The 12,278-nt window shown below is 64.3% G+C and carries 11 protein-coding genes; 1 reads left to right on the forward strand and 10 read right to left on the reverse strand.

The window, feature by feature from the left end; genetic code table 11:
• Positions 1 to 9: 9 nt before the first annotated feature.
• Together AA0Z93_RS01305 and AA0Z93_RS01310 are read right to left on the reverse strand one after the other, a co-directional pair.
• Complete coding sequence (locus AA0Z93_RS01305; protein ID WP_413046739.1) at positions 10 to 372, reverse strand: flagellar protein FlaG; 363 nt, start codon at positions 370 to 372, stop codon at positions 10 to 12.
• A gap of 75 nt (positions 373 to 447) precedes the next feature.
• Positions 448 to 1,890, reverse strand: coding sequence for a flagellin (locus AA0Z93_RS01310; RefSeq protein ID WP_413046738.1), 1,443 nt, complete (start codon positions 1,888 to 1,890; stop codon positions 448 to 450).
• Here AA0Z93_RS01310 and AA0Z93_RS01315 point away from each other — a divergent pair.
• A complete protein-coding gene (locus AA0Z93_RS01315; RefSeq protein ID WP_413046737.1) occupies positions 1,889 to 2,077 on the forward strand; it encodes a hypothetical protein in 189 nt (62 codons plus the stop codon). The genes AA0Z93_RS01310 and AA0Z93_RS01315 overlap by 2 nt on opposite strands.
• Before the next feature lie 279 nt (positions 2,078 to 2,356).
• On the opposite strand, the gene AA0Z93_RS01320 is transcribed toward AA0Z93_RS01315, so the two are convergent.
• From AA0Z93_RS01320 to AA0Z93_RS01355, 8 genes are all read right to left on the reverse strand, one after another.
• On the reverse strand, positions 2,357 to 3,298 hold the full coding sequence (locus AA0Z93_RS01320) for a ketoacyl-ACP synthase III (protein ID WP_413046736.1): 942 nt from the start codon (positions 3,296 to 3,298) through the stop codon (positions 2,357 to 2,359).
• 543 nt (positions 3,299 to 3,841) lie between these two features.
• The gene (locus AA0Z93_RS01325; RefSeq protein ID WP_413046735.1) at positions 3,842 to 5,404 is read right to left on the reverse strand and encodes a flagellar hook-associated protein 3; all 1,563 of its coding nucleotides are present in this window, start codon (positions 5,402 to 5,404) and stop codon (positions 3,842 to 3,844) included.
• 13 nt (positions 5,405 to 5,417) lie between these two features.
• Positions 5,418 to 7,460 (reverse strand): flagellar hook-associated protein FlgK, encoded by a 2,043-nt coding sequence (gene flgK / locus AA0Z93_RS01330; RefSeq protein WP_413046734.1) that lies wholly within the window; start codon positions 7,458 to 7,460, stop codon positions 5,418 to 5,420.
• Between the two features lie 10 nt (positions 7,461 to 7,470).
• Positions 7,471 to 8,688 (reverse strand): flagellar assembly peptidoglycan hydrolase FlgJ, encoded by a 1,218-nt coding sequence (flgJ, locus tag AA0Z93_RS01335; RefSeq protein WP_413046733.1) that lies wholly within the window; start codon positions 8,686 to 8,688, stop codon positions 7,471 to 7,473.
• Positions 8,689 to 8,698: 10 nt separating this feature from the next.
• Positions 8,699 to 9,808, reverse strand: coding sequence for a flagellar basal body P-ring protein FlgI (locus tag AA0Z93_RS01340; RefSeq protein ID WP_413046732.1), 1,110 nt, complete (start codon positions 9,806 to 9,808; stop codon positions 8,699 to 8,701).
• 11 nt (positions 9,809 to 9,819) lie between these two features.
• A complete protein-coding gene (flgH, locus tag AA0Z93_RS01345) occupies positions 9,820 to 10,515 on the reverse strand; it encodes a flagellar basal body L-ring protein FlgH (RefSeq protein WP_296264338.1) in 696 nt (231 codons plus the stop codon).
• A gap of 44 nt (positions 10,516 to 10,559) precedes the next feature.
• A complete protein-coding gene (gene flgG / locus AA0Z93_RS01350; protein WP_413046731.1) occupies positions 10,560 to 11,345 on the reverse strand; it encodes a flagellar basal-body rod protein FlgG in 786 nt (261 codons plus the stop codon).
• Between the two features lie 46 nt (positions 11,346 to 11,391).
• Positions 11,392 to 12,132 (reverse strand): flagellar basal body rod protein FlgF, encoded by a 741-nt coding sequence (locus AA0Z93_RS01355; protein WP_413046730.1) that lies wholly within the window; start codon positions 12,130 to 12,132, stop codon positions 11,392 to 11,394.
• Between the last annotated feature and the right edge of the window lie 146 nt (positions 12,133 to 12,278).

The raw sequence follows: 12,278 nt of genomic DNA on the forward strand, positions 1-12,278 counted from the left end.
CATGCCAACCTACACTTCATCCTTGAACAGCAGACTGTTGGCGTCGTTGAGGGTTTGCGCCAGTTTCAGCGCAGCCTCGGAAGGTATCTGACGAATCACCAGGCCCGAATCGGTGGCGATGACTTTCACCACCACCCGCCCGCTGTCCTCGTCGATGGAAAAATCCAAATTACGGTGGTTGTCACGCGCGAAGTCGCGGATTTCCCCGAGCGCTTTCTCCAGATCTTCACGGCTCGCCGGCTGGCTTGTAGCAGCAGGCGGCGTCACCGCATCCGGCGCCGTGGCCAGGCTGGCGGCATCGGCGGGCGCGACGGCGACCACCGGCGCTAGCGGCGGCGTGTAGACCTGGTTCACTTTCACACTCATGTCCATGGGTGAAACTCCTCACGTCAGAACGGCAAAAGGGCACGTAGAACGCGCCCTTTCGTTGCTAGCCTGCCAGCGCGATTACTGAAGCAGTTTCAGTACCGAGGACGGCAGCTGGTTGGCCTGGGACAGGATCGCGGTGGAAGCCTGTTGCAGGGTCTGCTGCTTGGTCAGCTCGGCGGTTTCGGCCGCGAAGTCCACGTCCTGCACGGTCGAACGGGCAGCGGTGGAGTTCTTCTGGATGTTCTGCAGGTTGTCTACAGTGGTGCTCAAGCGGTTCTGAGTAGCACCCAGACCGGAACGTACGCTGTCGATCGAGCCGATGGCCTTGTCGATCACCGCCAGGGCATTCTGAGCGTTGGTGGCATCGGTGACGTCGGTTTGCGAAATGCTGGTCTTGGTCGAAGTCGCGGAAGTACCCGCAGCCGAGAACACACCCGTGACACCAGCGCCGCTCAGCGAGTAGCCTTTGGCCGAATCCAGATTGACCGCACCGGTGACGGTCAAGGCAGTGGCATCCAGCGCAGCAGCTGTGCCGTAGTCACCCGAACCGTCTTTGGCAGCGACCTGGATACCTGCAACGGCGCCGGCGTCGGCAGCGCTGAACTTGAGGTTTTCACCGGTATCGGACTTGACCGACAGCGTGCCCTTGGTTTCGTCGTAGTTGACGCTGATGCCCAGTTTGGCAGCGTTGGATTTCAGCTGGTCGGCCAGACCGGCGGTGTCCTTGACGCCGACGAACTTGACGGTCTGACCACCGACTTCCAGCTCGAAGTTGGCAGAATCCGGCGTAGCGGCGGCGATGGCAGCGGAGTCCACCGAGAACTTCACTTCGGTGCTGGCGGTCGCGGTCAGGCCGCCAACAGCGCCACTCAGAGTCTTGGCGATCTGCTTGGCCGAGGCGCCAGCGTCAATGGTCACGTCAGCGCTCTGACCGTTACCGGTCACGGTTACCGCACCGCCGGCTACGCCGGCAGCGGTTGGGGTGATACCGACGCTCTTGACCTGCTGCGAGCCGATGCTCTTGGCCGACACGTTGTCCAAGGACAGGTTGATGGTTTCGTTGGCGTTGGCGCCGACCTGGATGGCCTTGGTGCCATACGAGCCGTCGAGCAGCTTCTGGCCACCGAAGGTGGTGGTGTCGGAAATACGGTTCAGTTCCGCGGTCAGAGCCTGGTATTCGTCGTTGTTCGACTTACGGTCGTCGGCGCTGAGCGAGCCGGTGGACGAGGACAGTGCCAGGGTACGCATCTTCTGCAGGATGTCGGTCGAAGCCTGCATCGCGCCTTCAGCGGTCTGAGCGATGGAGATACCGTCGTTGGCGTTCTTCACTGCCTGGCCCAAGCCGTTGATCTGGCTGGTCAGACGGTTGGAGATTTGCAGGCCGGCCGCATCATCCTTGGCGCTGTTGATCCGCAGGCCGGACGACAGACGCTGCATCGAAGTCGTCTGGGCGTTGCTGGCCTTGGTCAGGTTGCTCTGAGTGGTGATCGAAGCAATGTTGGTGTTAACGGTTAAAGCCATGACGAAATCCTCGTTGGATGAGTTACTGCGGCTTCCGGCCTTGGCAACCGCCGGGTGTGGCCTAGAGAACCTTCGTAATGGTTATCGTCGGGAGTGGCCCTGGCTTGAGGGCGATTTGCAAAAAAAATTGCCATTACACGGCAATCTTTTTGCAAATCAAGGATTTATCGCCCGGCAGCGGCGATGAACGGGCATGAAAAAAGCGCCATGGCAAAGCCTGCTGGCGCTTTTCCAGGACCCGTCAATCAGCCTCGCTGGAAGATCCTCGGGCCAAGCATCGAGTGTCGGCAGCGGCAATGAGCAGGCAGAAAAGCGCCGGAGCAACGTCTACCCGCGCTTTTCATGACCCATCAATCAGCTTCCCAGGTAGATCCCCGGGCCAGGGATTCAGTATCGGCAGCAGCAATGATCAGGCAGAAAAAAGCGCCGGAGCGAAGCCTGCCGGCGCTTTTGCATGATGCGTCGATCAGCTTCGCTGAAGGATCGCCGAGCCCCACGACAGGCCGACGCCGAAGCCGCTGATCGCCACGCGGCGCCAGGTGCCGCCCAACATGTGCTTTTCCAGCAGCAGCGGAATGCTCGAAGACACCGTGTTGCCGGTTTCCAGCATGTCCTTGACGAATTTCTCCGGATGCTTGTGCTCCAACTCCTCCTCGAAACGCCGCGCTACGGCATCGACGATGGCGGCGCTGCCCTGGTGGATGCAGAAAGCGTCGATGTCGGACGACTGCAGGTCGCTCGCCTCGAGCAGCTCGCGCAGGTGCGCGGGCACCTTGAGCAAGGCGAAGTTGAATACCTGGCGGCCGTTCATGAAGAAGGTGCCGTCGCTGACCTTCAAGTGCGCCGCACCGGCGCCGTCGGTGCCGAAGCGCGCCTGGCCGAGTTGCCAGTCGGCGCCCTCGCCCATCCAGGTGGCGGTGGCGGCGTCGCCGAACAGCATGGTGGTGTTGCGGTCTTCGGGGTCGACGATCTTCGAATAGGGGTCTGCGGTGATCAGCAAGCCGTTCTTCAGCCCGGCCGCTTCCATGAAGCCTTTGATCGCATACAGGCCGTAGACGTAGCCCGAACAGCCGAGCGACACGTCGAAGGCAGCCACCGAAGTGCTCAGGCCCAGCTTGTCCTGGACGATGGCCGAAGTATGCGGCAGGCCCTCTTCGTCACCGTTCTGGGTGACCACGATGAGCGCATCGATCGACTGCGGGTCGAGGCTGGGGTTGTTGACGAACAGGGCACGGGCCGCTTCGACGGCGAGGTCCGAGGTTTCCTGCGTGGCCTCTTTGCGCGGCAGGAAGGCCGAGCCGATCTTGCCGAGGATGAAATCTTCGTTCTTTTCGAAACGCGCACCTTGGGCGTAGTTGTCCACGCCCTGGGCCGGCACGTAGCTGGCGATGCTTTTAATGCCAATCATTCTGGCTTCCCAATCAAAACAGCCAAAGTCCGCCGCTCATCGGATGAGGGCGCCATGAGGAGGGGTCAGGCGTGTGAGGACACGACGCGCACGCACTCGTTGCCTGTATGCCGAGAGATAAAAGGCAACAGAATGCGACAACCACCAATAGGATACAGGGAAGATGCAGGTTTTGACTCATTGGTCACATGCACAGCGCCGAATGTATGAACGGCCCAAGCCACAACGGCCCGCACAGCGCATCTCTGTAGGAGCGGCTTTAGCCGCGATGGCCCGCACAGCGGGCCTGAGGGCGTGTAGATGCTTTGCCTGAAATGACCAAGGGGGCCTGGATTGGGGCCGCTTTGCGGCCCATCGCGACTAAAGTCGCTCCTACAGGGATTGAGCTGCGCTTCGCAGTGGAGTGGGGTCCACAATTCGAGACGCAGCTCAGCTGCTGTGGGAGCGGCCGGTTCGGCGTTCCGACTAGCCGCGATGGCCCGCACAGCGGGCCCGATGGCGTGTGACTGCTCTGCCTTGTACCGAAACGATGAAAACGCCAACTCAGAGCTTGTTGAACAAACTCAACTGCGAGACCCGCGAGAAGGCCAGCTGCGAGGCCTCCAGCATGGCCTGCTGCAGGGTCAGGGTGATGACCGCCTGGGACATGTCGGTATTGCCGATGGCGCTCTGCGTGGTGGTGTTGGCCAGGCCCAGGCTGGTGTTTTCCTGGCGCTGGATCTCCAGCGAATTGCCGCGCGCGCCGATCGAGCCACGGGTGATGTCGATGCGCTCGCGGCCGCTGGCCAGGTTGGCCACGGCCGAGGCCACGGCGTTGCGCAGGTCGACGTTGGCGTTCTTGTCGTCGATGGGCGCGTCGAGCACTGCACGCAGCTTGGCCAGGGTTTGCAGCGGGTTCTGCGTCTGGTGGGTGTTGGCGCTCACGGTGAACTGGTCGCCGGCCTTGGGCGTGTCGCTGAGCTGGTAGGTCACGCCCGCCACGGTGAAGGCACCGCCGGTCACGGTGCCTTTGGCGATCGGCTGGGCGCCGTCGGTCATCGGCTGCGCGTACAGCGCGTATTCGCTGTCGCTGGTGAACCTGATCGCCGCACCGCCGCTGGGAAAGGTGCTGTGGTAGTCGGCCGCGTTGCTGATGGTGCTGCTGGTGATCTGCGCCGTCGAGGCGTTGCCGGCACCGCGGGTGGCGGTGAGGGTGTCGGGACGGATCTCCAGACGGAAAGCGTGCCCCGCCACGGCGGTGTCGGCATTCTCGCCTTCGCTCAGGGCCACGTCGATGCGGAACTCCACGCCACGCAGCGTGACTACGTTGCCACCCTCGGTGTCGGCGTCGAACTTGCCGTTGGTCGTGGTTTCGGCGGTGATGTCCTTGCCACTGGCATCGGTGATGGTGAACTCGGTGGAGCTTTTGAAGTTCAGCGAGTATGGCTGGCCGGAAGCGAAGCGGCTGTTGTAGGTCGGCGTCGAGGTCATCAGGCCCTGGGACAGCGAGACCTTGCCATCGTTGGTCGCCGGCGCGGTCAGGGTCGACTGCGTGCGTTCCTTGTTGGTCGCCTGGTCGAAGACGCTGAAGCCCGAATCGTTGGTGGCCAGGCTCAAGGTGTCGGACACCTGCAAGCTCAACTGGGTCTGGTCGCCCTGGAAGCTGTAGGTGCCGTCGGCGTTGCGCACATAGGGCTGGGTGGTGCTCTTGGCACCGCCGAACATGTAGTTGCCGTTGGCGTCGCGCGAATTGAGCAGGCCGAACACGTTGGCTTCGATTTCCTTGAGTTCGCTGCTGATGGAGGTACGGTCGGCATCGGTCAGGCCCGCGCCACCGGCGCGCACCGCCAGGTCGCTGGCGCGCTGCAGGGCCTCGGTGATGGTCGACAGCACGCTCTCTTCCTGCAACAGCGCGTTGTTCACGGTGGACATGTTGCTGTTGTACTGGCCCAGCAGCGCCTGCTGCTGTTGCAGCACCAGCAAACGCGCGGCGCCCACCGGATCGTCGCCGGCGCTTTGGATACGCACGCCCGAGTCGACCTGTTCGCGGGTCTTGTTCAGGTCGGAAAAGTTCTTCGTATAGCTGCTGGCACTGGCGTCGTAGAACTGAGCGGTGGAAATGCGCATGGTCAGCTCTCCCTTAGAGTGCGTTGATCAAGGTCTGGAAGGTTTCCTGCGCCGCCTTGATGATCTGCGACGACGCCGTGTAGTAATGCTGGAACTTCACCAGGTTGGCCGCCTCGTCGTCGAGGTTGACCCCGGACACCGAGCTGCGGCTTTCCTTGGCCGACTTGAGCACGGCATCGGTGGCGGTGCCGTCGATCTTGGCCTGGCTGGCCTTGGCGCCGACCTGCTCCACCAGAGAAGCATAGGCCGAAGTGAAACTGATGCCACCGCCCGAGCCCGTGGCCACGGTCGCCTTGGTCTGCAACGCCAGCAATTGGCTGGCATTGCGGTTGTCGGACTTGCCGTCGGTGTTGAACGACAGGGTGAAACTGTCGTTGACGTTGGGGCTGCCGCCGATGCTGGTGTCGAGGCTGAAGCTGCGCGGCTGGCCGTTGCCATCGAGGATCGGCGTGCCATTGGCGTCGCGCATCGGCACGGCGATGGTGAGCTTGTTGTCCTGCCCGGGCACGATGCTGCCGGTGCCGATGGACGTGCCCTTGGCGTCGAACACCGTATAGCTCTGAGCGCCGCCGCTGGCCGCCTGGAACACCACCCGTACCGGCATCGAGGTGCGCATGGCGTCGCGCGCCACCGCCGTGTCGCTGCCGCCGTAGATGTCCAGGCGCTCGGTCAGGGTCGGCTGGGTGATGGTCCCGGTGCCGCCGTTGCCGCCACTGGCCGCTGCGGTGACGGGCGCTGCGAACGCCAGCTTGTTGGCGTCCTGGGTCACGGTCCCTATATCGGCGGCGGCCGTGCGCGTGGGGATCACCTTGAAGCTGTCGCCGGCGGCCAATGCGCCGCCCTTGAGCGCCAGGCTGAAACCGTCGATCACTGGCGCCGGGTCGGCGTTGAGGTCGAAACTGCCCATCTCGGTGCCGTCGGAACGGCGCACGCTGTACTGCGAACCGCTGGTGAACTTGACCTCGTAGTCGTACGTGCTCAATGCACCGCTGTTGCGGATGGTCACGTCGAGGTTGCCCGACCCCGCGCTGTTGCCCGACGACGCCAGGCTACGCTGGGCAACGGCCGTAGCGCTGTTGATGCTGGTGAACAGATCGGCGCCGAACTGGCCGTTGATGTCCAGGCCCTGGCCCAGCTGCGAGTTGATGCTGTCGGCCACCACCAGGGCGACGCGGCCGAGGTCGTTCATGGCCGGGGTCAGCACTTCGTTGCGGTAGCGCAACAGGCCGCCGATCTGCCCGCCGGTGGCCACCGAGGTCACGTCGGAGCTGAAGTTGGCGTACTCGATCTTCAGGCTCGCCTGGCTTTTGTCCGCCACACCCGGCTCCACCGACAAGGGATTGGCGTGGATGCCGGTGACCAGCGCCTGACCGGTGCCGAGCGACACGTCGAAGTTGCCGTCACGCTCCTGCACCGTGACGCCGACCAGTTCGTTGAGCTGGCGTACCGCTTCGCTGCGCGCGTCGAGCAGGCTGTTGGGCGAGGTGCCCGCCGCCGACAGCTGCACGATCTGCCGGTTGTAATCGGCGATGTTGGTGGTGAGCTTGTTGACCTGCCCGGCGAGCGTTTGCAGCTGCGAGTTGATCTGCGCGTTCTGCTGGTTCATCTGCCCGGCCACGGCGTTGAAGCGGTTGCTCAGGGTCTGCGCCTGGGTCAGCAGCAGTTGCCGCGACGCCACGTCCGAGGGCGAGGCGGCCGCCGTCTGCAGCGACGAGAAGAAGGCAGTGAGCACCGAGCTGATGCCGGTGTCGCGGTCGGCCAGCAGCTTGTCCATGCCGGTGATCTGGTCCTGGAACGCAGTCGCGTCGGCCTGCAGCGAGGTCGCCGACTGCAACTGGTTGTCCAGGTACGCGCTGTAGATGCGGCGCACTTCCGACAAGGTGGTGCCGGTGCCGAGAAAGCCCACGCCGATGTTCTGCGAGGGGCTGGCGGTCTGGATCGTCTGCTGGCGCGAGTAGCCCGAGGTCGCAGCGTTGGCGATGTTGTTCGAGGTGACCGACAACGCCGCCTGGCTGGCACTCAGGCCACTCAGGCCGATCGAGATCAGATTCGTCATGCGTCAATCCTTATAGAGTCGTTGCAGAGCCGGCCATGGCGTACTGGGAAGTGGGTTGCAGCTGTCGGGCGATGCTGATGATCTTGCGGGCATAGTCCGGATCGGTGGCATAGCCGGCCTTTTGCAGCTCTCGGGCGAACTGATCCGGTTTATCGGCAGAGGCCACGGCATCTTTATAGCGGCTGTTGTCCTGCAACAGGCTGACCAGGTCGTGGAAGCTGTCTTCATAGGAGTCGTACGAGCGGAACGCCGCGCGTTCCTTGACGAATTTGCCCTCGCGGAACTCGCTGGTGATGGCGCTGGCCTCGCCGCCCTGCCACTTGCCGGTGGCCTTGATGCCGAACAGGTTGTGGCTGCTGCTGCCATCGGGGTTGCGCATCACCGACTTGCCCCAGCCGGTTTCCAGCGCGGCCTGGGCCACCAGATAGCGCGGGTCGATGCCGATGCGCTTGGCGGCTTTTTCGGCCATCGGCAGCATGGTGCTGACGAACTCGTCGCTGCCCGAGAAGGCTTTTTGCGGCGCCAATGGCGGCTGGGCCACGGCGCGGCCGAGGATCTGCGTGGCGGCGCTCGCGGTGGCGCCGATGGCAGTGGCGGACTGGACTTTCGACCGGTCCAGCTTGACCAGCGCGGGGTTGGCGGTGGCCAGCGTCGTATCGCTCGAGGAGGTGCCACCGGCTGCAGCAGCGCTGGCCGAAGCGCCACTCGCCGACGGCACGATGCCGGCCAGCAGACGGTCGGTCAGCTTGCCGGGCAGCGCCAGGCGCCGGGCATTGAGCATGGCGACGTCGTTGCGCGAGCTGGTGGCACCGCCCTCGCCCGCCGCCATTGCCGCCACCCGCGCGCCCCACAGGGCCGGCGCATGGGCGCTGGCGGCGCTGGCGGCCGAAGCGGCGCTGGCCTTCTTCTGCGACAACTGGCGCACCAGCACGTCCTGCAAACCGATGCCGCCGCCTTCGCGCGCCATGCTCACCGCCATCTGCTGGTCGTACATGTCCTGATACTGCTTGACCGTCTCGGTGTTCATCGGGTTGTCGTCGGCCATGACGTTGCTCGCCTTGCGCGAGGCCTTGAGCATTTCGCTGATGAACAGCGACTCGAACTCCTTGGCCACCTTGCGCACGTTGGCGTCGCTGTCGCGATCGCCATGCTTGAGCGAGCTGAGGCGGTTGAGGTCGGTGTACGCGCCACTGTCGGGAGTGGTCGATACCAGGCTCTTGGGCGTCATGGTCGGGGCCTCAGATCACGATCAGGTCGGCCTGCAACGCGCCGGCCTGCTTCAGGGCTTCGAGGATCGCCATCAGGTCGCCGGGGGCCGCGCCCACCTGGTTCACCGCACGCACGATCTCATCCAGGGTGGTGCCTGGGCCGAACTTGAACATCGGCTTAGCTTCCTGTTCGGCACTCACTCGCGAGCGCGGCACGACGGCGGTCTGGCCGTTGGAGAAGGCGCCCGGCTGGCTGACCACCGGGTCTTCGGTGATGGTCACGGTCAGGCTGCCGTGGGTCACCGCCGCCGGCGAGACCTTGACGTTCTGGCCGATGACGATGGTGCCGGTACGCGAGTTGATGATGACCTTGGCCACTGCCTGGCCCGGATCGATCTCCAGGTTTTCCAGGATCGACAGGTAGTCGACGCGCTGGCTCGGGTCCATGGGCGCGGTGACCTGCACCGAGCCGCCGTCCAGGGCCTGGGCCACACCCGGGCCGAGCAGCTCGTTGACCTTGTCGACGATGTGCTTGGCGGTGGTGAAGTCCGGCCGATTGAGGTTCAACGTCAGGCTGTTGCCCTGGTTGAAACCGCTCGGCACGGTGCGCTCGACCGAAGCGCCGCCCGGAATGCGTCCGGCCGACGGCACGTTGACGGTGATGCGCGAGCCGTCGCGGCCTTCGGCGTCGAAACCGCCCACCACCAGGTTGCCCTGGGCGATGGCGTAGACGTTGCCGTCGATGCCTTTGAGCGGCGTCATCAACAGGCTGCCGCCGCGCAGGCTCTTGGAGTTGCCGATGGACGACACGGTGATGTCGACCACCTGCCCCGGCTTGGCGAACGGCGGCAGGTCGGCGTGCACCGACACCGCGGCGACGTTCTTCAACTGCACGTTGCCCGACCCCGGCGGCACCTTGATGCCGAACTGGGCCAGCATGTTGTTGAAGGTCTGCAGGGTGAACGGGGTCTGGGTGGTCTGGTCACCCGTGCCGTTCAAGCCCACGACCAGGCCGTAGCCGATCAGCTGGTTGCTGCGCACGCCGGAAATGCTGGCGATGTCCTTCAGGCGCTCGGCCTGCGCGGCGAACGCACAGCACAGCAGAAGGGTCGCGGCGAGCAGCTGCCTTGGGTTGAGCATGGTCATCGTTCTCAGAAGGGCCAGAGCGGGCTGAGGAAGAAGCGGTCCAGCCATCCCGGCTGGCTGGCGTCGGCGAAGGAGCCGGTGCCCGAATAGGTGATGCGCGCATCGGCGACCCGCGTCGACGGCACGGTGTTGTCGGTGGCGATGTCGTCGGCGCGGATCAGCCCGGCGATGCGCACCAGCTCGTCACCGGTGTTGAGCGTCAGCCATTTCTCGCCGCGCACCGAGATGATGCCGTTGGGCAGCACGTCGGCCACGGTCACCGTCACCGAACCGGTCAGGGTGTTGCCCTGGTTGGCCTTGCTGTCGCCCTTGGTGGTGCGGTCGCCGTTGTAGCCGGCGTTGAGCGACAGGTCACCGCCGCCGAACGGGTTGTTGGTGGTGCCCGAGCCGCCGAACAGCGAGGTCAGGCCGAGGTTGGCCTTGCTGTTCTTGGTCAGCTGGGAACCGGCGTTCTTGCTGGCCGAGGTGCGCTCGTTGAGGGTGATGGTGATGATGTCGCCCACGCGAAACGCTTTGCGGTCGGTGTAGAGGTTCTGCTCGAACCCGGCCTGATAGATCGAGCCGTTGTTGGCTGCGGCCGGCAACGGGGTGCGCGGCAGCACCGGCGCGTAGTAAGGATCGTTGGGCTTGGCCGCAGGCGCCACGCACCCGGACAGCAGGACCACGCCCCCCAGGGCGAACACGGACAACAGACGACTCATGACGCTTACCTCACGGTGGATCGGGCGCGGGAACGGATCGGTGATCAAAGCTGCTGGGTGACGAACGAGAGCATCTGGTCGGCGGTGGAGATGACCTTGGAGTTCATCTCGTAGGCGCGCTGGGTGGTGATCATGTTGACCAGCTCTTCCACGGTGCTGACGTTGGAGTTTTCCAGGGTCATCTGCTGGGTGGTGCCCAGACCGTTGAGGCCCGGCGTACCCACCTGCGGTGCGCCGCTGGCGGCGGTTTCGAGATACAGGTTGCTGCCGATGGCCTGCAGGCCGGCCGGGTTGATGAAGTCGGCGGTCTGGATGTTGCCGATCACCTGGGCTGCGGGGTTGCCGGCGGTGGTGATCGACACGGTGCCGTCCTGACCCACGGTGAAGGTCTGCGCGTCGTTGGGCACGACGATCGCAGGCTCCAGGGCGAAGCCGCTGGCGGTGACGATCTGGCCGTCGGAGTTCAGGTGGAAGGTGCCGTCACGGGTGTACGACACGGTACCGTCGGGCTGCAACACCTGGAAGAAGCCGCGACCGTTGACCGCCATGTCCAGCGGGTTCTCGGTGGTTTGCAGGCTGCCGGCGGTGAAGCTCTTCTGCGTACCGACCACGCGCACACCGGTACCGACCTGCAAGCCCGAGGGCAGCTCGCTGTCCTGGGTCGATTGCGCGCCGGGCTGGCGTTTGACCTGGTAGAGCAAGTCCTGGAATTCGGCGCGGTCGCGCTTGAAGCCGGTGGTGGACACGTTGGCCAGGTTGTTCGATACCACGGCCAGGTTGGTGTCTTGGGCAGACAGACCGGTCTTGGCGACCCACAGTGCTGGAAGCATCTCGTTCTCCTCGTGTGCCGGATTTTCGGCACCCGTTCAGGTGTTATCAGCCTATTTGCAAAACACGCGCCATGGCTTCATCGCCTTCTTTGGCCGTGTTCATCATCTTGATGTGCAGCTCGAACTGTCGGGACAGCGCCAGCACCGAAGTCATCTCTTCGACGGCATTGACGTTGCTCGCCTCGAGAAAGCCCGACACCACCTTGACGTTGACGTCGGCCTCGGCCGCCTGCCCGCTGCTGGTGTGGATCAGGCCGTCGGTGCCCTTGACCATGCCTTTGGTGTCGGGGTTGACCAGCTTCAGGCGGTCGACCACGGCCATCACGCGCGGGTCTTCGCCCAGGCCGCGGATGCTGATGGTGCCGTCCTCGCCGACTTCGATCTTCTGTTCGGGCGGCACCGCGATCGGCCCGCCATTGCCCATCACCGCCATACCGTTGCCGGCGCGCAGCACGCCCAAGGCATCGACGTTGAGGCTGCCGGTGCGCACATAGGCTTCGCTGCCGTCCGGCGCCTGAACGGCCATGAAACCGGGACCGGAGACGCTGACGTCCAGGTCACGGCCAGTCTCGATCATGGCCCCGGCGCTGAAGTCGGTGGCCGGGCGCTCGGTCATGGCGTAGGCACGCGACGGAAAGCTGTCGCCGAACACCGGCATCGACCGCGCCTGCTCCAGATCGCGCTGGAAACCGGTGGTGGAAATGTTCGCCAGGTTGTTGGCGTGGGCCTGTTGCGCCAGGGCGTTCTGGCTGGCACCGGTCATGGCCACGTAAAGCATCTTGTCCACGGGGAATCCTCTGTGCGCGTAGCGAAACGTTATCGCCTCGTGCAAGCCTTAGCAATTATCGAACCATGTTTGCCAAGGGCCGTGTTTACAGGGGTTTGACGGGGATGGCTGAGCGATGGCGTCAGTTTGTCGGCAAAGGTTTGCCG

Source organism: Pseudomonas phoenicis (assembly GCF_047302395.1).
GTDB lineage: Bacteria > Pseudomonadota > Gammaproteobacteria > Pseudomonadales > Pseudomonadaceae > Aquipseudomonas.